Below are 21,170 nucleotides of genomic sequence, written 5' to 3'. Positions count from 1 at the left end.
TCGGACCGGCGTCATCGGCGCTGCCAACTGGCAGCATGGGCGTTATAAAAACCGGAGAAAGCCCATGAAGATCATCATCGCCCCCGACTCGTTCAAGGACAGCCTGAGTGCCGAAGGCGTCGCCCAGGCTATTGCCCAAGGCTTGGCCGACGTCTGGCCGGACGCGCAGTTGGTCCAGTGCCCAATGGCGGATGGGGGTGAAGGCACGGTTGAATCGGTACTCGCCGCCTGTAACGGCGAACTGCGCAGCCAAACAGTGCAGGGGCCACTGCGCGGTACGGTTGACGCGCGTTGGGGCTGGCTGGCCGACAGCCACACGGCGATCATCGAAATGGCCGAAGCCAGCGGCCTGCAACGGGTGCCGCCAGGGCAGCGAGACGCCTGTTGCAGCACCACATTCGGCACCGGCGAACTGATTCGCGCCGCACTCGACCTGGGTGCACAGCGCATCATCCTGGCGATTGGCGGCAGCGCCACCAATGACGGTGGCGCCGGCGCGATGCAGGCGCTTGGCGTGCAGTTGTTCGACGCCCAGGACCAGCCGTTGCCACCGGGTGGCCTGGCCTTGTCGCGCCTGGCCCGGATCAATCTCGAGCGGCTTGACCCACGCCTGGCCGAGGTGCGCTTTGAAATCGCCGCCGACGTCAATAACCCACTGTGTGGCCCTCACGGTGCCTCGACCATCTTTGGCCCGCAAAAAGGTGCCGATCCCACGCAAGTGCAACAACTGGATGCCGCCCTCAGTCACTACGCCGACCACTGCGCCCAAGTCCTGCGCAAAGACGTGCGCGACGAACCCGGCAGTGGTGCGGCCGGTGGCCTCGGTTTCGCCGCCAAAGCCTTCCTCGGCGCACAGTTTCGCGCCGGTGTGGAAGTCGTCGCCGACCTGGTCGGCCTCGACGCCGCCGTGCGCGGTGCCGACCTGGTGATCACCGGCGAAGGTCGCTTCGACGCCCAGACCCTGCGCGGCAAAACTCCGTTTGGCGTGGCGCGTATCGCCCAGCGGCACAATGTGCCGGTGATCGTCATCGCGGGCACCCTTGGCGACGGTTATGCGCAAATGTATGCCCACGGTGTCGATGCCGCGTTCGCCTTGCCGTCCGGTCCGATGAGCCTGGAGCAGGCGTGCAGCGAGGCACCACGGTTGTTGCGCGAACGGGCCGCGGATATTGCGCGGGTGTGGCGCACTGCCGCTCGACGCTGACGCAACGCCCCAGACATGGGACAATCCGCGCCTTTTTCGACACGGAGAGTCCCCATGCTGCGCCGCTCACTCCCGGCCCTGTTGCTGGCCGCTATCACCCCTCAAGCCTTGGCTCAACCGCCTGTGGAAACCGTGCCATTGCTGCGGGAAATCAAGCAGTGGGTCATCGGTTGCGACAACCTGCGCAATTGCCACGCCCTCAGCGCGCCCAGCGGCGTCGACGAAGAGGACTACAGCTCGCTGACCTTGCATCTCTGGCATCAGGCCGGGCCTGAAGGCTATCTGCGTTTGCGCTTTGACCATCGCGGCCAGGCCGTGGACCTTTCCACCCTGCGGCTGGACGGTCAGCCACTGGGGCCGGACCTGACCCGCGACTTGCACGTCGAGCTGGACGATCAGGGTGGCGATCCCGACATGCAGTCCTACGGCGTGATCGAAGAGGCCGCGGCGCGGCGTCTGTTGCAGCGTTTGCGCAATGGCCAGCGCTTGCAGTTGCCGGGCGAGGACGAGGCCCACGTATCGCTGAGCGGGCTGAGTGCAGCGTTGCTGTTGATGGATGCGGTACAAGGGCGGGTGGATAACGTCACCGCACTTGCACGGCCGGGCAAGGGGGCCGCGAGTGAAGTGCCGCCGCGCTTGCCGACCCCCGTGCTGCGTCGGTTCGAAACCGCGCCACCGCTGAGCGCGACAGAACAAGCCGGGCTGGTCGCCGCCGCATTGCAGGCGGTCACGCCGGAGGAAGGTGAAGCCGAAGCCAACGTGGGCGCGCTGTCAGAGAAGGAAGCGATGACTGTCACGCGTTATGACTGCGCAGCCTACAACTGCGAGTTCGATGTCAGCCGCCGTGAACGACAAGCGCCCTACAAACAAACTCAGCTGAAACTGCAGCCATTGCCGCTGGACGCGGCGGAGCTGCAAGGCTCGGTCGGCTACGACGAAAGCACCGGCACCCTCAGTTACTTCTACAAGCAGCGTGGGATCGGAGACTGTGGTGGCGGTGGCGTCTGGGTGTTTGACGGCAAGACGTTCCAGCTCAGCGAGTTTCATGTAATGCCGCGCTGCACCGGCGTGGCTTATGGCGATTGGCCGTCGTTGTGGACGACTCAGCCGGCACCCTAGCCAGCGGGCGGGCGTGGCCTCTACACTGGGCGGCCACTTGTCTTTCAAAGGATGAAACACAATGCACGCGCCTGAACCCCATATCGTCATCCAGCGTTTTACCGAGGCCCACCTGGAGGGCGTCGCCGCGCTCTATAACGAACCGGCCGTGTGCCGTCAGGTGCTGCAAATGCCTTTCCAATCGATTGAGGCGTGGCGCAACAAGCTGGAAATGGACAACGAGCGACGCCTACAGCTGGTGGCGGTGCATGGTGGGGAAGTGATCGGCCAACTCGGCCTGGAACAAGTGCTGCGTGTGCGCCGCAGCCATGTCGGATCGTTCGGCATGGGCGTGGCCCCGGCCTGGCAGGGCAAGGGCGTGGGCTCGCGCCTGCTGGCGGCCGCGCTGGACGTGGCCGACAACTGGATGAACCTGCGCCGGGTAGAGCTGACGGTGTACGCCGACAACGAAGCCGCGCAGCAGTTGTACCGCAAGTTCGGTTTCGAGGTGGAAGGGCGCATGCGCGATTACGCCGTGCGTGACGGCGCGTTCGTCGACACCGTGAGCATGGCGCGCCTGCGCCAATCCGCCTAGTCCTGCAACGCGAACGCCACCGCAGCCTGCGCATGCAGCTCGGTGGTGTCCAACAGCGGCAACTTGCTGTGCTGCGGCTTGATCAGCAAGCCGATTTCCGTACATCCGAGAATGATTGCCTGGGCGCCGCGCGCGGCCAGGGACTCGATCACCCGTTGGTAGACCTGGCGCGAGGCTTCGCTGATCACGCCGACACACAACTCCTCGTAAATGATCCGGTGCACCGCTTGGCGCTCGTCCGCGTCGGGCACCAGCACGCTCAAACCGTGGTCGGCCAGGCGCGACTTGAGAAAGTCCTGTTCCATGGTGAACGCCGTGCCCAGCAAACCAACGGTCAAGGTGCCTGCTGCAACAGCGGCCAACCCCGCCGCATCGGCGATGTGCAGAAACGGAATCGACACTGCCGCCTCGATACGCGGCGCCACCAGATGCATGGTGTTGGTACACAGCACGACGCAGTCGGCCCCGCCGGCTTGCAGGCGCCGCGCAGCCTCTTCGAGGATCAGCGCGGCGTCGTCCCAACGCCCGGCGTGTTGTGCCTGCGCCACCGGGCCGAAGTCCACGCTGTACATCAACAGTGGCGCCGAGCGCAGCGGGCCCAGTTGCTCACGCACCTGCTGGTTGATGAGGCGGTAGTACTCGGCGCTGGACTCCCAGCTCATGCCGCCGATAAGGCCGATGGTGCGCATGCGATGCTCCTGACAGGGGTAGTCGGCCCACCTTACCCATCGACCACGGATTAGTCATACGCAGTTGCCCGCCAAATCGCCGGTGCAGTTTCACATGTCGAGGTTGATCCAGCCCGGTTTGGCATGTTCCGGTGCAACCGCGTTGACCTGTTTGCCGGTGGCCTGCTCCACCCGTTGTGCCACCTCGGGATCGTCGGCGAAGGGGAGCAGGCTGGCGTCATCCAGACTCTGCTCCGATTGCCCGCGCAAGCAGTACTCCACGGCGCCATACAGGCACATCAACAGCAACCAGCCCCACATCAGGCGATTCGCGCATCTAACTGGGCCATGCGCACGTCGGCGCTGCGCACCGTCCGCCAGGTGTTGTAGGCCATCAGCAGCATGCCCGTCAGGAAAAACACGCCACCGGCGAAACGTACGACAAACCCCGGATGGCTGGCCTGCAAGGCTTCGACAAACGAGTAGGTGAGGGTGCCGTCATCGTTCACCGCCCGCCACATCAGGCCCTGGGTAATACCGTTGACCCACATCGAGGCGATGTACAGCACCGTGCCGATGGTCGCCAGCCAGAAGTGCAGGTTGATCAGCGGCACACTGTGCATCTGTTCGCGGCCGAACACCTTGGGGACCATGTGGTACAGCGAGCCGAACGTGATCATCGCCACCCAGCCGAGGGCGCCGGCGTGCACGTGGCCGATGGTCCAGTCGGTGTAGTGGGACAGGGCGTTGACGGTCTTGATCGCCATCATCGGGCCCTCGAACGTGGACATGCCGTAGAACGCCAGCGACAGCACCAAAAAACGCAGGATCGGGTCGGTGCGCAACTGATGCCAACCGCCGGACAAGGTCATCATGCCGTTGATCATCCCGCCCCAACTCGGCGCCAGCAGGATCAGCGACATTGCCATGCCCAGTGACTGCGCCCAGTCCGGCAGCGCGGTGTAGTGCAAATGGTGGGGCCCTGCCCAGATATACAGGGTGATCAATGCCCAGAAGTGCACGATGGACAGGCGATAGGAATACACCGGCCGCCCGACTTGTTTCGGCACGAAGTAGTACATCATCCCAAGGAAGCCCGTCGTCAGGAAAAACCCTACGGCGTTATGTCCGTACCACCACTGCACCATCGCATCGGTCGCCCCGGAATACACCGGGTAGGACTTGAACCAATCCACCGGGATCGCCAGGTGATTGACCACGTGCAACATGGCGATCACCAGGATAAACGCGCCGAAAAACCAGTTGCCCACGTAGATATGCCGGGTTTTGCGCCGTACCACGGTGGTGAAAAACACCACTGCGTAGGCTACCCACACCACCGCCATCCACACCGCACCGGAGAACTCGATTTCGGCGTACTCCTTGGTGGTGGTGTAGCCCAGCGGCAGGCTGACCAGCATGATCACGATGACCGCCTGCCAGCCCCAAAAGGTAAACGCGGCCAAGCGGTCGGAAAACAGCCGCACCTGGCAAGTGCGCTGCACCGCGTAATAGCTGGCGGCAAACTGTGCGCTGCCGGCGAAGCCAAAAATCACCAGGCTGGTGTGCAAGGGCCGCAGGCGGCCAAAGGTGGTCCAGGGCAGATCAAGGTTCATTTGCGGCCAGACCAGCTGCGAAGCGATCCACACGCCCATGGCCATGCCGACAACACCCCAGACGATGGTGGCAATGACGAATTGACGGACGACTTTATAGTTATAGGCCTGCCCGATTGTTGCTGTGCTCATGCTCAGTCCTCCCACGGTTCCAAGTGGCGGGCACTGTAGGAAGAGTGACAAAAACAAAACAGCCTCAGTAAAAGCTCATTAATGCGGATCAGTTTGTTTGCTATGAAAACAAGGCCACTGGCGGCGCTGATCCGCTATTTATCGCGGGACCTGCGCTTTTATCGTACTGCACCGCAATGGCCCCGGGCTTTAATCGTACGGTGTGTGACGGCATCTGCCATGATCAGCCCTCGCGACCTGGCTCACCCAAGGAGTTCCGCAATGGACGATGTACAGCAACTGGGCGAGATGCTTCGTCATTACGCCGACACCGAAGCGCACAAAAAACAGCAATTCGATGTGCAGTCGGCCCGTTGGGCGCAAAAGCTTGGCGAGTTGTTCGGGCAGATTGAGCAGTGGCTGGAGCCGGTCAAGGCAGTCGGGTTGCTTGAAGTCCGCCGAGAAGCTTATGTCGCGAGCGGCCCGAGCGTCCCGGTGGAGACCTCGACCTTCAAGACCGAGAAGCTGAACGTGCAGATCACCGGCAAGACCGTGGAGTTTGTACCGGATGTCATGGGCGCGGGCGGCTTGATCTCGGTGGCGGTAATGGGCCTGACAGCCGCGCGTCACGGCAGTGTCTCGCTGGTGTTGCCAGCGGATAAAAACGACTGGTTATGGAAGAAAACCAACGGCCTCAAAGACCCGGACACCTTTGGCTTTGATGCGAATTTCCTGGCCTCGCAGTTACAGGGCCTGATTCCACGTGAACGCAGCTGAGCCGGCTATTTCTCCAGAGTTGGCTATACCTACAGCTCGATGTCTCAGTGATGATCGCCAAGGAGTGCCGTGATGAAACCAAGACTAATGCTCAGCGCGCTGTGCGTTGCCTCCATCGCAATGGCAGGCTGCGCCAGCAAAATCACACAACCGGATGAATATTCCGGGTTTCTTTCCGACTACAGCCAGCTCAAGGAGGCCAAGTCGCCGTCGGGCGCCGACGTGATGCGCTGGGTCGATCCCAAGCTCGACCTGAGCCGCTACCACGCGGTGTTTATCGAGCCGACCCAGTTCTACCCCAAGCCCCAAGCCACCGCAAAAATTCCCGACAGCACCCTCAATGGCATCAACGCCTACTACAACCAGGCGCTCAAGCGTGAACTGGAGAAATCCCTGCCGCTGGCCAAGGCCCCAGGCCCCGGGGTGGTCGTGGTGCGCGCAGCGATTACCGCCGTCAGCAGCAAGACCGAAGCGCTCAAGCCTTACGAGTACATTCCGGTGGCGCTGGCCGTGGCGGCGGTAAGTACCGGCGCGGGTATCCGTGACCAGGAAACCACGCTGGGCACTGAGGCACAGTTTCTCGACGGGGCCAGCGGCAAGGTGCTTGCCCAAGTGGTGCGCAAAGGCACCGGCAAGCCGTTGGCCAACGACGCGCAGGTAATGAAGGCCGATGACGTCAAGAGTGTGATCGATGGCTGGGCATCAGATCTGCATCAGTCTTATGTAAAGCTGAAAAGACCCTAGAACGTGTTGCGCGCCTGGCGATTGTAGTAGCTGAGCAGGCTGTCATAGCGGCGGGCGACGACGTAATAGTCGTCGCTCAGTTGCTGCGGCGACGCGTGATCAAGCCAATCGTTGAGCAACGCATGCATCGCCTCAAGGTAGGCGTCGACGCTCGGTTTGACGCTGTACCAGAGGTAGGCCGCGTCCTCGTCGCGGGCGGTGCGCGGGACACCCTTGGCGAAGCGTTCAGTGTTCTCGCCAGCCACTTGTACGGCGGCCGCCAGCGTCGCCAGCGCTTGGGGCGTGAGGCTGGCGTTGCGCATGCCCTGGTCGACCTGGTTGATTGCCTGGCGCGCCGTGATCATGTAATTGAGCACGTGCCAGTGCAGGTCCTCGCCGAAACGAGCTTTTAGCAGGGTCAGTTGCGCGGGTCGCAAGCGCTGTTCCTCGCGTTCCAGCGCGCGGCGCAGCTCGGCGGAGATCGACGTGTAGGCCGCGCCTTCTTTGAGCATGTTCTCCCTGAGCAGCGCCAACATGTTGTCGTTGAACAATCGTTCGTAGGCCGCCGACTGTGGCTGGGACGACTTGGACGCGTAGATCAACCCGGTGATGGCATTCAGGCTCGGCACGAACCGCTCGGCTACGCCAATCAAGCGGCTCCCGGGTTGCTGGCTCTTGAGTTTGAGCGTGATGTTTTCACCGCAGGCATCTTTCTGGATCGTCCGCGCGTCGGGCTCGGTGGTATCGCCGAATTCGTTGCGGTTGTGCGGATAGCCGGCGGGGTGCAGTGTTGACTGCCCATCGCTGAGGTTCGGGTTGGCGCGGCGGTAGTACACCAGCCGCGTATCGCGGTCGACGCGGTTGACGCAGTCGATGAGCGGTGCCAGCGCGCTGGCCATTGCCGTGTCGGCGCCATCGCGTTGGTCCCACCACAACCCGACCAGTTGCACTTGCTTGGCGGCACCGGCGAGGCCAAACAGCCCCATGACCAGCGCAATGCCAAGGGCAATAAACCAATTGGAATTCATTGTGCGGCCTCCTGGCCATACCACTGCTCCTGCGTCGCAGGCGCCTGGCAGTGTTCGGCGGTGCGCGGCATGCGGCTGCACAAACGCTCGGTCCACTGTTGCAGGCCTTGATTGCGGGTGACCAGGTAGTGGTTGTCGAGCATCTTCAAGCCGCCGTACAGCGCGATGCCGCCGACGACGCACAGCGCAATAGCGAGGTTGGTCCTGCGCGGGTTGCGCACGGACCACGGCGTGTGTTGGTTCATGAGCGGTCGCTTGACTGCGCCGATCAGCGCCAGTGCCAGCACCAGGGTCAGGCTGGCGAGGGGGCCGAACCAGTAACCGAGGACGGCGACGAGCACCCCACCGGGCAGCAGATCACGAAGCGGCAGCAAGGGCAGGTGAGTGGGGCTGAGCCAGCGCGGCAGGCGCTGGCTCAGGCGCTCGTCCTGCAAGCGATATTGATGCGCCAGCGGCCGCCAGACTTGCCATGCCACACCTGCGCCTATTGCAAAGGCCAGCGACCACAGCAGCCCTTGGCCGACAGTCGGGACGACGTTGCCGTGCAAGGTGTCAGCCTGCCCGAAGGTACCGACCACACACGCCAACAGCAGCGCCACCAACCATGGCCAGGTGTCCAGGCCCTTGTCCCAACCTTGCCAGAAATACACGGTGCCACCGGGCATCGCTTCGGCCACAGCGACATGTTCGGCGTAGATGTCCGCGCTGAGTGCCTGACAAGCCTGCCAGTCGTCTTCATCCAAGCGCTGGGCAAATGCGCGACGCTGACCGAGTGTCATCGGCGCCAACAGCAAGCGGGCGGCGCGTTGCTGAGGGCTGTAGGGCGGCTGTTCGGCCAGTGCACGCTGCTGGGCCAGGAACAGCGGTGCCTGCTGGCGGCGCAGCAGCAACGCCCACTCATCGGCAGGGCAGCTGTGGTCCGCGCCACCGTGCCAGCCCTGGCCGACGCAGACCGCGTCAAACACCGCGCTTGACCAATAACGGTTGTTTGCCAGCAGCCTGGCCAGCCATTCATTGAACCAGTCGGCGTGGGGGTATTTGCTCACCCACGTGCGCTCGTTCCGTGCGGCATAGGCGGCGAGGAATGCCTCGTCGTGTTGTTGCTCAAGGGCTTCGTACAGAGGTTTTTGCAATGCGGTGCGTTGTTGGTATTCCAGGGTTTGCATCAATGCAACGGGCAGTTCCAGGCGCTGCCAGGCCGTCATCCAATTGAACGTTTCGAACGCCCACCGGGTGTCGGCGGCGTCGAGTTCGCCGTCGACACTGCGTTGCAACAGGTGAATCTCGAAGAGCAGCAGCGTGCCGTCGGCCATCGCGGCTTGATAGCGCTGGTCGAGACTGGTGCCCGTTTCCTCGACCAGCACCTCGGGGGCCTCGTCGCACGCTTGCGCACTCCACGCCAACGCCGCTTCATAGGCTTCGCGCAAGCGCTGGAAGCCCTCGGGGTCGTCATCCGGACGGGTCTTTTTCAGTAACGCCGCGTATTGACGCTTGATTGCGCGGCTATCGGCGTCCGGGGTGAGGCCGAGGACATTCCAGCAAGTCATATGCAGTACAACTCCATAAACAGCAGGGTGTTACTTGAGCGGTGTCAGCGGCGGCAGTTTCCACTGGCCGCTCCCTACTTCAGGCTTGGGCAGATAGATGCGCAGCACTGCGTAGAACGGCCCGGTCGGGGCGGGCAGCCAGTTGCTTTGCTCGGCTTTCGGCGGCTCGTGATGCTGCAACGCCAGCGTCAGGCCGCCATCGGCGTCAGGCTTGAGGTCTGCCAACATGCGTGAATTGATCACGTAGCGTTTCTTGTGGTTGGGCACCAGCTGCTTGGTCTTGGCGTCGTACATGGTCAGCGACCAGAACGCATCGGTCGGCGGCAGTTGGTCCTTGGCGAAGTGTACGGTGTAGCTGTGGCGCGCGCCGTTGGCCGGTTTGCCGTCACTGTCGAGGACGTACTTCAGGTGCGCGATTTCATCGCTGGAACTGCCGAAAAGCCCTTGGTCGGCGCCGGCGTAGCGGTAGAGGTAATTGTTCTTGAGGCGGTCGCGGCTACCGTAGAGATCGGCCCTGGTCACCTGGTTGGTGTCGAGCTTGTCCTTCTTGAAGGCGGCGAACTCGGCCCGGGCATCGCTGATTCCGTCCTCAAGGGCTTTACGCTGTTCTGCGCTCAACTGGTTGACCTTGAATGGCGCACCTGCGGCGATGCCGATCTTGGCGAAGCGGGCCAACAGGTCTTTTTCGCTGTCCTGGGGCGCAGCAAACGCCAGCATGAAGTTCAGGTAGCGGAACAGCTGCGGGCCTTCGGTCATGGTGGCCATGGGCTTGGGCCATTCGATCCTGGGCGCGGCGGCCGGGGCCGGCTGTTTCACGTAGCTACTCAGGGGCTGCACTTTGTAGCCGCCCTGGATCTGCTTGACCTTGCCCAGGTCTTTTTCATCGAACAGCTGCGTGCGGTACAGGGCGTAGGCAATGTTGCTTTCGCTGTAGAGCACGCGGTCGATGTCCACCGGCTGCTGACCTTTCCAGCCTGGGCCTGCGACCATGTAGTGGCCGCCATTGTTGCCTGTGCTGCGGGTACCCAGGTAGGCGAAGTTCTGCGTATACAGGTCGATCAACTGCACCGAGTAGTAACGGTTGTCGTCGATCTTGGGCAGGGTCAGTACCTGGGGTTCCTTGCGCAGGTCCATCCAGACGAAGGAGTAGGGCGTGTCCACGTTGGGGGAGGCGACGGCGGAGTCCTTGGGGGTGAGCACCTGGGCGGAATTGGCGATGCGATTGAACGGCGCCTTGAAGTTGGCACCGCCTTTATCAACGGCCTGGGTGTAGAGCGTCTTGTACATCGCCACCACCGGGTAGCCGTACAGATAGGCTTCCTTGGCAATGGCGCGGGCTTCGGCGGGGCTGGCGGTGAAGTCGGCCAGGGCGCCGGTACTCATGAGTATCGAGAGGCTCGCCAACAGCAGGCGCGTCGGTTTTCCAATCATGTTGTTGCGTCCTTCCAGAGAGCTTATTTAGAGGGCGGGGAATCAGAGCGCCGAGTTTCCAATTTTATTGGCCCAACGTCACGTTAATCCCTGACCGGCCCATGCAAAAATGCCGCCCGGGCAGGCGGCATTGGTACGGCGTTGGTGTCAGGCGGTGCGCAGGATCGACTGGACCTTGTCACGTAACTGGTCGATGGAGAACGGCTTGCCGATCACCTGCATGCCAGGGGGTACATCAATGTTTTCCGCATAGCCGCTGGCAAACAGGATCGGCAGCGCGGGGCGTAGCTCACGTACCTTGGCCGCCAGTTGCTTGCCGTCCATGTCTGGCAGGCCGACGTCGGTCATCATCAGGTCGATCGGTTGATCCAGATTGTTGACCAACGCCAGCGCTTCTTCGGCATCCGCGGCCTCAAGCACACTGAACTCCAGTTCTTCGAGCACGTCGACGATCAGCATGCGCACGATGGCGTCATCTTCGACTACAAGGATGGTGGAGGCGAGCGGGGGCATAGTGAAAATTCCTGAAAAGTGAAGGTGCCGGTCTTGGTCAGTTGACAGACGATTCTCTAGTGAGTCGTATCAAGCCCGGCAAGTTCCCGAAACAGGCACGGCATTGTGCCGGTATCCCCAACGAATGTCCCGCCCGTCATATCGCCGTGCTAAACAAGCCATGCAGGCTGGTGATACTGCCCGTACTCTGCATCAACTCCAACTCGTTGAACTCGGCATATTTGTACTCAGGGCGGGCTCTGTCTGCGCCATAAGGCTGCATCAGCACATTCGAGCGGCCGCTGCTCAGCGCGCTTTCCAGGCCCTTCCTCATTGCCTCTTCAGTCGGGAACTTGACCAGGCCGAAGTTGGGGTCGTAGTAAAACCATTGCTTTGTGTTGTTCTGCATACTCATCCCGGCCAGTACTACATGGCCACGGTCGCGAATCAGCAGCTTTGTCGGTGCCGCTGCGTTGGCCAAATCGTCAATGATCGTCTGATGGCCAGCCTGCGTGGGTGTTTGCAGACCATGAACGCGGTTTTCCAGGATGCCTTGGAAACGGGTCAGGTCCTGGCGAAATTTGATCGATTTGGGATTGTCCAGATCGGCAATCGAGGTAAAGAAATTCCCGATCAATGTATCTGACTTGTTATTTTCAATCGCCAGCGCCATGGCATTGGCGAGCACGGCGCATTCGCCCTCGGAGAGGACGTCTGCCTGGCTCAAATAAAAGCCTTGGGGCATGGGGGTCAACGTTCCACCCGCCGCGCGCATTTCGTCACTGAATATCTTCGAGTTACTAAGGCTGATTTCGATGCGTTTCTTTTCTAAGGCCCTGTACAAAGTTCCCACCTGCTCAGGCGTTCGATGCTTGTCGACAGCCAACTCTTTGAGTTGCTCCAGGTTCATGGATGGAAAATACCCTGGGATGTCGTCCGGCCTGCCTGAAGTGTATCCACGCAAATAAGACACCTCATCGATCGCCTTCGCCTGGCTGACGACCCTCTGAAATACCAATGGAAGATCCTGGGTGGGTGGGTTCGGGGCAACCACCGTGGCCAACCAATTGAGCAGATGCTTATCAAGCGCCTTGACTGCACCGTCCTGCGCAACGGCAGTCGGCACAAAGCCCTGCAAGGCCCCCCCATAAGGCTGCATCTTGTCGACATCAAAGGCATGCCACTTGCCATCCTTGAGCACGGCGCCGCTTGCTACGCTTTGGCCGTCGACAGGGAGGGTGCCATATGCCGCCAAGGTGTGCTGTTTGCTGGCGGCTTTGAGCACGTCATAGCTACCGGTTGCCCCCCGCAGCTCATTGATGCCTTGCAGCATTCTGGCGCCAATTCGCTTGAGACCGTTGCTGGCGAGCCGGGCGGTGCCCAGCGCCAAGTCACCCGCGCCACTGAGGGGGTTCAACGTGCTGATTGCGGCCGCACCGATGACTTTGCTGACCTTGTAGGCTTTGGTCGCCGTAGAGAGTGTCGAATTGCCAATCTTGACGGCCTTGCCGACTGTGCCTGCACCAGCGGTGAGAAAACCGAAAATATCCAAGGCCAGATCAAACGCACTATCGCCGAAATTGCCCTTTTGAAAGTTGACAATAGCCGAGCGAAAGGGGATCACGTCCAGCATGACATCGACGATGCTGGCAATCTGCCTATTGCGCAGGTCTTCGGTGGTAGAGCCTTTGGCATGGTCTTTGATGTCTTGACTGTCAAGGTCAAGATGTTTGACAAACGTGTCGGCAATCGCCTGGGTACGCGGCGAAGCAAAGCTGTCCGGGATAGCCTCCAACGACCTTGGCGCTGCGCGGGCCAGGAGGGTATCGCCGAACGTTTCGGTTTTGCTGACTCTACTGCCATCTCGCTTCTCGCGGACCTCTGCCTGCCAAGGCAAGGCATGGGTGATGCTGCCTTTGTCAAAGTCGATTGAGTACGCGGTGGTCTTGCCATTGTGCTTGACGCTGACCATCAGCGCCTTGTCGGTTGGAAGTGGGGTTTGATCAGAAAAACCGGTGCCTAACTGGTAGGCCTTGTTTTGAAAGAACCGGACTTCGCCATATTCGAAGTTCTGTCGGTCTTCCAGAGGTAGTTGAGCTATCAGGTGCTGGATGCTGGTGCCGACGGCTTTTTTCTTGTCTTCGATCCCCTTGGCAAGTTCGGCTTCAAACGCGTCGAGGACCCTGAACCGTTTATTGGCGTTCAGCTCGGCCATCGGAAGCCGGCTGTCCTTCGAGCGAAAAACCAGGTTTTTGTCCTTCAGGCTCATCATGGCGACATCAAGCATCGAGTGCTCGCCGGCTAAAATAACGGTTTCTCTCGCAGGTGATCCGTTATCGGGAAAGTAACGTTGCAGCACCTTGATGGCTTTGACTTCGAATAACGCTTCTTTGCCGGGGAAGCGCCTGCTCAGCTCCGCCAGTGCCATCTCCCTGCGCGATGGCAACGCTTTATCCAAGGTTTCTGTGGCGCCACGCATCTGCGCAATACGGGCATTGAACGTATCGAACAATGTCTTCATATCTTCAGGGGTGTAGAGGTGATCGGCTTTCCTGGCTACCACGCCGTGGGCGCTGCCCCAGTCCAACAGGGCGGTTTTTTTGTGCACTTTCGGTAACGGCTGGATTGGACTGCGCGGCCAATTCGGCTGCTTGCATAACTTGGAGAAAGGTCATGTTGGGGACCTTTCCGGGCGTCTGGGCGTCAACGGTTGTCGCTGCAACGGCCAGGTTGAGCCAGGCCGGGCTGCCGTAGGTGATGTTGCTGGGAATGTCTTTGATCAAGAATGCAGGCGCTCGGCTCGCCAGTAGCAGACGGGCATCGGCCCCAGCCGTGGCGAGGCTGGACCGGCCTTGAGCGACCAGGTGCTGTTGCAAGCGCTCAACCACCACCGACGCAGGCTGACCGATATGCGCTTGGGCCGCCAGGTCGAAACCGGCCACTGTGTTCCGGTCAAGCGCTGTGGCTAGGTCCGGGTCTAGCTGAAGGTTGATGGCGGCGAGCAGGTAATCGGTATCGCTGCGTTCTGTTGCAATGCCTTGCATATGTTCCCGCAGCGCCTTTCCCATCAATTTGGCTGCTGGGCTGTTGAGCAGAGCGTCCAGCAGCTTGGCCGGACTGTTCAAGGTCTGTGGCGAGAGCGGTAGCTGATAGCGCAGGAACTCCAATATCCCCCCCGGTGTGCTCGCAACCGATGGTTGGGTTCCAAGGTGATGGGTATGACGTTGAGCGAACGCTGTCAGGCGCGCCTGCTCGTCGTTACTCAACGGTATTGGCCAGGACAGAGCGCCACTCAAGTCGCCCAGTGGATGGGGGTTAACCGTGTTCCTCGCCGAATTGGCGAGCGCTACCAAGGGGGGAGGAGTGACAGGTTGTGAATGCTGAGCGTTGGGCAACGCGTCGGCGTCCGGGGGATCTTGCCCTTCGGTCACGGTGACGGGCGCGGAATGGAAACGCTCGTAAGCGCTGGAAATTCCGTACGGGAGCATGCCTGTTAACATTTGGGCGTACCTGCGAAGGGAGGAGAGGTGCCGGCAAGGCACACTTTTATCGTGTCGGCATGCCATGGGTTGCCCGAAATGAGGTGAGCGTTCCTGCAAGAGGAGCGAAATTTCGTTTAAGACTGTGTGGCTCCCCGTAAGCGCGTGGTAAGGCATTCGAGTAAAAACGACGGGCAAACATGGCCTCTGGCCCACCTTTGGGGCAAACTCCCGGTTTTTCCCCCACTCGGCCAAGGCATGCCTATGACTCCCGCGACGTCTGTCGATGAAAAGAGCTTCCGTACTCTCCTGAGCCGAAATGTGGCACTGCCATTGGGTGTGGGCGTGCTTAGTGCGGTGTTTTTCGTGTGCTTGATTACCTATCTGTTGTCGGTAATCCAGTGGGTTGAACACACCGATCGGGTGATCAACAACCTCAATGAATCGTCAAAACTCACAGTTGACCTGGAAACCGGCATGCGCGGTTTCTTGATCACGGGTGAGGAGCATTTCCTCGACCCTTATGAGGTCGCCAAGCCGCGCATCATTGCCGACTTGCGCAACTTGCAGGAGCTGGTGGCGGACAACCCGCAGCAACTCGACCGCCTCAAGCGCCTCGAAGCCCTGCAAAACGAGTGGAACAATTACGCTCAATCGATGATTGATATGCAGCGCCACTCCGGTGACTACCGCAGCGCGGTCAAGGCCGGTCGGGGCAAGCGCCTGACCGATGAAATCCGCAAGGAATACGACGACGCGGTGGCAATGGAGCAGCAGTTCCGGCTCTCGCGCAACGAACAAGTCACCCGCGCCACGGTGATCAGCGTCACGCTGTACCTGGCGTTCGTACTCGGCTTGAGCGGGTTTCTAGCCTACGTTGGCAGGAAGAATTTACTATCCTTGTCAACCAGTTATGCCGCAAACCTCGCGTCTCAACAGAAGATCGCACGGCGTCTGGAGCAGCAAGCGTGGCTGCGTAACGGCCAGACCGAGCTGGCAGAGCAAGTGCTCGGCCAACTGACGCTGAACATGCTGGGCCGCAATATCCTGCAATTTTTTGCCCAGTACATGGGCTCGGTTGTCGCCGCGCTGTATGTCCGCGAAGAACACGGCGGCCTCAGGCGTGTGGCCACCTATGGTTTTTCCCGCGAGCAGGAGCAACTGGAACAGGCGATCTACAGCGACGAAGGCATCGTTGGGCAAGCCGCCCAGCTTGATCGCCTGATTCGCTTGGACGATGTGCCGGTGGATTACTTCAAGGTCAGCTCCGGCCTGGGCGAAGGCCCGACCCGTAGCGTTCTGGTCATGCCCACCAGCGACGACGACCGTGTCAATGGCGTGGTCGAGCTGGGTTTCCTGCGCCCGCTGGAAGAACGTGACGTCGAGCTGCTGGAACTGATCGCCGGCAACATCGGTACGTCCATCGAAGCCGCACGTTATCGCCAACGTTTGCAGGAAGTGCTGGCCGAGACCCAGCAGCTCAACGAAGAGCTGCAAGTGCAGCAGGAAGAGCTCAAGACCGCCAACGAAGAGCTCGAAGAACAGTCGCGCATCCTCAAGGAGTCCCAGACCCACCTGGAAATCCAGCAGGCCGAGCTGGAACAGACCAACGAGCAACTGGCCGAGCAGACCCAGGTGCTTGCAGACCAGCGCGATGCGTTGGATCGCAAGAACGCCGAGTTGAGCCAGGCCCAACTCGAACTGGAAGACCGCGCCGACGAGTTGACGCGCTCGAGCAAGTACAAGTCCGAATTCCTCGCCAATATGTCCCACGAGCTGCGCACACCGCTGAACAGCTCGTTGATCCTGGCCAAACTGCTCGCGGAAAACCCGCAGGAAAACCTCAGCGCCGAGCAGGTCAAGTTCGCCGAATCGATCTATTCCGCCGGCAATGACCTGCTCAACCTGATCAACGACATCCTTGATATTTCCAAGGTCGAGGCCGGCAAACTGGAAGTGCGTCCGGAGACTTCCAGCGTCGCCCGCCTGGTCGACGGCCTGCGCGGCATGTTCGAGCCCCTGGCGGCGGACCGCAAGCTGGGCTTCCAGGTCGATATACAGGACGATGCCCCCGCGATGCTGTTCACCGACCGCCAGCGTCTGGAACAGATCCTCAAGAACCTGCTATCCAACGCGGTCAAGTTCACCGAACAGGGCGAGGTGAGCCTGTCGGTGTCCGGCGCGTCAGGGGAGGGCATCGCCTTTACCGTGCGCGATTCGGGGATCGGGATTGCGCCGGACCAACAGGAAAGCATCTTCGAAGCCTTCCGCCAGGCCGACGGCACCACCAACCGCCGTTACGGCGGCACCGGGCTGGGCCTGTCGATTTCCCGCGACCTGGCGAACCTGCTCGGTGGCTACATCAGCGTCACCAGCGTGCCGGGCGAGGGCAGCGTGTTCACCCTGGTGCTGCCGGAGCAATATGTGGAGCGCGGGGAAGACGCCGCCCCCATCGAAGCTCCGCGCCAAGTGGTGGTAGTGCCGGCACCGGCGCCGGTGAAGGTCTCGCCGCTGCCGGTGGCCGATGCCACATTGATCCCACGCTTCGCCGACGACCGTGACAAAGCGCCGTTCGCTACACGCTGCATCCTGGTGGTGGAAGACGAGCCGAACTTTGCGCGCATCCTGTTCGATCTGGCCCACGAGCTCGGTTATCAGTGCCTGGTGGCCCATGGTGCGGACGAGGGCTACAACCTCGCCGAAGAGTATCTGCCTGACGCAATCCTGCTGGACATGCGCCTGCCGGACCATTCCGGGCTCACCGTGCTGCAACGCCTCAAGGAACACGCCAACACACGCCACATCCCGGTGCACGTGATTTCCGTGGAAGACCGCGTCGAAGCCGCCATGCACATGGGGGCCATCGGCTACGCGGTCAAACCCACCACCCGCGAAGAGCTCAAGGACGTGTTTGCGCGCCTGGAAGCCAAGTTGACCCAGAAGGTCAAGCGCGTGCTGCTGGTGGAGGACGATGACCTGCAACGTGACAGCATTGCCCGCCTGATCGGCGACGATGACATCGAGATCACCGACGTCGGCTTCGCCCAGGCCGCCCTCGACCTGCTGCGCACCAACGTCTACGACTGCATGATCATTGACCTCAAGCTGCCGGACATGCTTGGCAACGAACTGCTCAAGCGCATGGCCACCGAGGACATCTGCTCGTTCCCGCCGGTCATTGTCTATACCGGGCGCAACCTGACCCGCGATGAAGAGGCCGAACTGCGCAAGTATTCGCGCTCGATCATCATCAAGGGCGCCCGCTCGCCGGAACGCCTGCTCGACGAAGTCACACTCTTTCTGCACAAAGTCGAATCCCAGTTGTCCCATGACCGCCAGAAGATGCTCAAGACCGCCCGCAGTCGCGACAAGGTCTTCGAGGGGCGCAAAATCCTGCTGGTGGATGACGATGTGCGCAATATCTTCGCCCTGACCAGCGCCCTGGAGCACAAAGGCGCGGTGGTGGTGATCGGGCGTAACGGCTACGAAGCCATCGACAAACTCAATGAAGTCGAGGACATCGACCTGGTGCTGATGGACGTGATGATGCCGGAGATGGACGGTTACGAGGCCACGGCCTTGATCCGCCAGGACCCGCGCTGGAAAAAGCTGCCGATCATTGCCGTAACGGCCAAGGCCATGAAGGACGATCAGGAGCGTTGCCTCGCGGCGGGTTCCAATGACTACCTGGCCAAGCCGATTGATCTGGACCGCCTGTTCTCATTGATCCGCGTCTGGCTACCGAAGATGGAACGCATTTAAGTGGAGCGAAGTTTTTTGGAAAAAAGCAGCGATATTGAGCTGCGCCTGCTGATCGAGGCGATTTACCTCAAGTACAGCTACGACTTTCGCGACTACTCCGGTGCGTCGGTAAAACGCCGTGTGGCCCACGCCCTGCGTCAGTTCGATTGCGCGACGATCTCCGCCTTGCAGGAGCGAGTGCTGCACGACCCGGCCGCGTTCATGCAGTTGCTGCAATTCCTGACGATCCCGGTGAGCGAGATGTTTCGCGACCCCTCGCACTTTCTGGCGATCCGCCAGGAAGTCGTGCCGCTGCTCAAGACCTACCCGTCGATCAAGATCTGGATCGCCGGCTGCAGCACGGGGGAGGAGGTGTACTCCATGGCCATCCTGCTGCGCGAGGAGGGTTTGCTCGAACGCACGATCATCTACGCCACGGACATCAACCCGGCGTCCCTGGACAAAGCCAAGCAGGGGATCTTCTCCCTGGAAAACGTGCGGGCCTACACCGCCAATTATCAGCAGGCCGGTGGGCAACGTTCATTTGCCGACTACTACACCGCGGCTTACGATTACGCGATCTTCGACAAGACATTGCGCGAGAACGTGACCTTCGCCGACCACAGCTTGGCAACCGATAGCGTATTCTCGGAAACTCAATTAATTTCGTGTCGTAACGTATTGATTTATTTCAATAAAAAATTGCAGGATCGTGCGTTTGGATTATTCCATGAGTCGCTGTGCCATCGCGGCTTCCTGGTGCTGGGCAGCAAGGAAACCCTGGATTTCTCCGCCTACAGCAAGCAATTCGAACCGCTGGTCAAGCAAGAACGGATCTACCGAAAATCATGAACGACGCTGCAGCCAACCCGATTCACGGGATTGAAGCCATCGTTGTCGGCGCCTCCGCCGGCGGCGTCGAGGCGTTGCTGGGTATTTTTGCTGAGCTGCCCGCAGGCTTTGGCTTGCCGATCATTGCCGTACTGCACCTGCCGGACGAGCGCCGCAGCCAGTTGGCCGAGGTCTTTGCCCGACGCCTGCGCATCCCGGTGCGCGAAGCACGGGACAAGGAATTGATCGAGGCCGGTACGTTGTTTTTTGCCGGGCCTGGTTATCACCTGTCGGTAGAAAACGACCGCAGCCTGTCCCTGAGCCAGGAAGACCGCGTGCATCATTCCCGCCCGGCCATCGACTACCTGTTCGCCTCGGCCGCCGATGCCTATGGCGCCGGCCTGCTGGCGATCCTGCTGACCGGCGCCAACCAGGATGGCGCGCGCGGCCTGGCCCACGTCAAGCAATCGGGTGGTACCACCATCGTGCAAGACCCCAAGGAGGCACGCATTGCCGTGATGCCCCTGGCGGCCCTGGCGCTGCACGCACCTGACCACATTCTTACTTTGAGCCGCATCGGTTCATTGCTGGCTTCCCTGGAATATTCCCCATGTTAAGTACTGTCCAGGCCAAATTGCTGATCGTCGACGATCTGCCGGAAAACCTGCTGGCCCTTGAAGCGCTGATCAAGCGCGAGGATCGCCAGGTCTACAAGGCATTGAGCGCCGACGAGGCCTTGTCGCTGTTGCTGGAACACGAGTTCGCCATGGCGATCCTCGATGTCCAGATGCCCGGCATGAACGGCTTCGAGCTCGCCGAGTTGATGCGCGGCACCGAAAAGACCAAAAACATCCCTATCGTGTTTGTCAGCGCTGCCGGGCGTGAGCTGAACTACGCGTTCAAGGGCTATGAAAGCGGGGCCGTCGACTTCCTGCACAAGCCGCTGGATATTCACGCGGTCAAGAGCAAGGTCAATGTGTTCGTCGACCTGTATCGCCAGAGCAAGGCGATGAAGCAGCAGGTCGAAGCCCTGGAACGCAGCCGCCGTGAGCAGGAGCTGCTGCTGACGCGCTTGCAGGCCACCCAGGCCGAGCTGGAGCAGGCCGTGCGCATGCGTGACGACTTCATGTCGATTGTCGCCCACGAAGTGCGCACGCCTCTCAACGGGCTGATCCTCGAAACCCAGCTGCGCAAGATGCACCTGGCCCGGGACAACGCAGCGGCGTTCACCCTGGACAAGATGCACGCCATGGTCGACCGCGATGAGCGCCAGATCCAGAGCTTGATCCGCCTGATCGAAGACATGCTCGACGTGTCGCGTATCCGCACCGGCAAGCTGTCGATCCGCCCGGCACGGTTTGACCTGACGCAACTGGTGCGCAATCTGGTCGAGAACTTCGCCCCACAAGTGGCGGCGGCCAACTCCTCGATGCACCTGGTCGCCGAGGCGCCGGTCGAGGGCCTGTGGGATGAGTTCCGCATCGAGCAGGTGGTCACCAACCTGCTGACCAACGCGTTGCGCTACGGGGCTAAAAGCCCGGTGGATGTGCGCGTGTACAGCGAGCACGGCGAAGCGCGGGTGGAAGTACGTGACCGAGGCATCGGCATCAGTGCCGACAACCAGAAGCGGATTTTCCAGCAATTCGAGCGCGTCTCGGCCAGCCATGTCGCGGCGGGCCTGGGCCTGGGCTTGTTTATTTCCGAGCAGATCGTTGCGGCCCATGGCGGCACCATCGAGGTCGAGAGCCAGATAGGCGAGGGCGCCCTGTTCCGGGTGTGCCTGCCCCTCGAGGCGTCGGCATGAAATCAATCGTCACCTCGACGCAACC

At 61.0% G+C, this 21,170-nt stretch carries 18 protein-coding genes; 9 read left to right on the top strand and 9 right to left on the bottom strand.

Translation table 11 applies throughout. The features are described from left to right. The first annotated feature begins 64 nt into the window (after positions 1–64). The 3 genes from AC3ISR_RS14085 to AC3ISR_RS14075 all read left to right on the top strand — a co-directional run bounded on the left by AC3ISR_RS14085 (position 65) and on the right by AC3ISR_RS14075 (position 2,897). Entirely contained in the window at positions 65–1,204 is a 1,140-nt protein-coding gene (locus AC3ISR_RS14085) for a glycerate kinase (RefSeq protein WP_192300031.1), read from the top strand. A gap of 54 nt (positions 1,205–1,258) precedes the next feature. Then, positions 1,259–2,323, top strand: coding sequence for a DUF1176 domain-containing protein (locus tag AC3ISR_RS14080; protein WP_463983759.1), 1,065 nt, complete (start codon positions 1,259–1,261; stop codon positions 2,321–2,323). A gap of 61 nt (positions 2,324–2,384) precedes the next feature. Continuing rightward, positions 2,385–2,897 carry a GNAT family N-acetyltransferase gene (locus AC3ISR_RS14075; RefSeq protein ID WP_463983758.1) on the top strand — a complete coding sequence of 171 codons (513 nt, stop codon included), beginning with the start codon at positions 2,385–2,387 and terminating at the stop codon, positions 2,895–2,897. On the opposite strand, the gene AC3ISR_RS14070 is transcribed toward AC3ISR_RS14075, so the two are convergent. The 3 genes from AC3ISR_RS14070 to ccoN form a co-directional block, all read right to left on the bottom strand. After that, positions 2,894–3,586, bottom strand: coding sequence for an aspartate/glutamate racemase family protein (locus AC3ISR_RS14070; protein ID WP_192300034.1), 693 nt, complete (start codon positions 3,584–3,586; stop codon positions 2,894–2,896). The two genes, AC3ISR_RS14075 and AC3ISR_RS14070, sit on opposite strands and share 4 nt — an antisense overlap. Positions 3,587–3,676: 90 nt before the next feature. Continuing rightward, on the bottom strand, positions 3,677–3,886 hold the full coding sequence (locus AC3ISR_RS14065; RefSeq protein WP_192300035.1) for a cbb3-type cytochrome c oxidase subunit 3: 210 nt from the start codon (positions 3,884–3,886) through the stop codon (positions 3,677–3,679). Next, the gene (gene ccoN / locus AC3ISR_RS14060; protein ID WP_192300036.1) at positions 3,886–5,313 is read right to left on the bottom strand and encodes a cytochrome-c oxidase, cbb3-type subunit I; all 1,428 of its coding nucleotides are present in this window, start codon (positions 5,311–5,313) and stop codon (positions 3,886–3,888) included. Before ccoN ends, AC3ISR_RS14065 begins: the two co-directional genes overlap by 1 nt. A gap of 261 nt (positions 5,314–5,574) precedes the next feature. Between ccoN and AC3ISR_RS14055 the strand changes: the two genes are divergently transcribed. Continuing rightward, positions 5,575–6,069, top strand: a complete 495-nt coding sequence (locus AC3ISR_RS14055) for a hypothetical protein (RefSeq protein WP_463983757.1) — start codon at positions 5,575–5,577, stop codon at positions 6,067–6,069. Between the two features lie 72 nt (positions 6,070–6,141). After that, positions 6,142–6,813: a DUF3313 domain-containing protein gene (locus AC3ISR_RS14050; RefSeq protein ID WP_192300038.1), complete on the top strand. Its 672-nt coding sequence runs from the start codon at positions 6,142–6,144 to the stop codon at positions 6,811–6,813. Here AC3ISR_RS14050 and AC3ISR_RS14045 read toward each other — a convergent pair. From AC3ISR_RS14045 to AC3ISR_RS14020, 6 genes are all read right to left on the bottom strand, one after another. Then, the gene (locus AC3ISR_RS14045; RefSeq protein ID WP_463983756.1) at positions 6,810–7,820 is read right to left on the bottom strand and encodes a DUF3829 domain-containing protein; all 1,011 of its coding nucleotides are present in this window, start codon (positions 7,818–7,820) and stop codon (positions 6,810–6,812) included. The two genes, AC3ISR_RS14050 and AC3ISR_RS14045, sit on opposite strands and share 4 nt — an antisense overlap. Next, positions 7,817–9,367, bottom strand: a complete 1,551-nt coding sequence (locus AC3ISR_RS14040) for a J domain-containing protein (protein ID WP_463983755.1) — start codon at positions 9,365–9,367, stop codon at positions 7,817–7,819. Before AC3ISR_RS14040 ends, AC3ISR_RS14045 begins: the two co-directional genes overlap by 4 nt. Positions 9,368–9,397: 30 nt before the next feature. Beyond that, positions 9,398–10,798 carry a DUF1254 domain-containing protein gene (locus AC3ISR_RS14035; RefSeq protein ID WP_463983754.1) on the bottom strand — a complete coding sequence of 467 codons (1,401 nt, stop codon included), beginning with the start codon at positions 10,796–10,798 and terminating at the stop codon, positions 9,398–9,400. A 147-nt stretch (positions 10,799–10,945) separates the two neighbouring features. Beyond that, positions 10,946–11,311, bottom strand: coding sequence for a response regulator (locus tag AC3ISR_RS14030; protein ID WP_192300042.1), 366 nt, complete (start codon positions 11,309–11,311; stop codon positions 10,946–10,948). A gap of 136 nt (positions 11,312–11,447) precedes the next feature. Next, positions 11,448–13,898, bottom strand: coding sequence for a hypothetical protein (locus AC3ISR_RS14025; RefSeq protein ID WP_489324256.1), 2,451 nt, complete (start codon positions 13,896–13,898; stop codon positions 11,448–11,450). After that, the gene (locus AC3ISR_RS14020; RefSeq protein WP_489324255.1) at positions 13,816–14,790 is read right to left on the bottom strand and encodes a hypothetical protein; all 975 of its coding nucleotides are present in this window, start codon (positions 14,788–14,790) and stop codon (positions 13,816–13,818) included. The genes AC3ISR_RS14025 and AC3ISR_RS14020 overlap by 83 nt, the downstream gene beginning before the upstream one ends. 243 nt (positions 14,791–15,033) lie before the next feature. On the opposite strand from AC3ISR_RS14020, the gene AC3ISR_RS14015 reads away from it, so the two are divergent. From AC3ISR_RS14015 to AC3ISR_RS14000, 4 genes are read left to right on the top strand one after another with little or no spacing between them, the layout of a single operon-like run. Next, the gene (locus AC3ISR_RS14015; RefSeq protein WP_463983752.1) at positions 15,034–18,531 is read left to right on the top strand and encodes a response regulator; all 3,498 of its coding nucleotides are present in this window, start codon (positions 15,034–15,036) and stop codon (positions 18,529–18,531) included. Next, positions 18,532–19,362: a CheR family methyltransferase gene (locus tag AC3ISR_RS14010; RefSeq protein WP_370694898.1), complete on the top strand. Its 831-nt coding sequence runs from the start codon at positions 18,532–18,534 to the stop codon at positions 19,360–19,362. It begins immediately after the preceding gene. Beyond that, entirely contained in the window at positions 19,359–19,958 is a 600-nt protein-coding gene (locus tag AC3ISR_RS14005; RefSeq protein ID WP_192300045.1) for a chemotaxis protein CheB, read from the top strand. The genes AC3ISR_RS14010 and AC3ISR_RS14005 overlap by 4 nt, the downstream gene beginning before the upstream one ends. Then, positions 19,952–21,145: a hybrid sensor histidine kinase/response regulator gene (locus AC3ISR_RS14000; RefSeq protein WP_192300046.1), complete on the top strand. Its 1,194-nt coding sequence runs from the start codon at positions 19,952–19,954 to the stop codon at positions 21,143–21,145. The genes AC3ISR_RS14005 and AC3ISR_RS14000 overlap by 7 nt, the downstream gene beginning before the upstream one ends. Positions 21,146–21,170 lie beyond the last annotated feature (25 nt).

The organism is Pseudomonas sp. GL_117, assembly GCF_057835125.1.
This window is presented reverse-complemented; position numbering and strand designations above follow the sequence as displayed.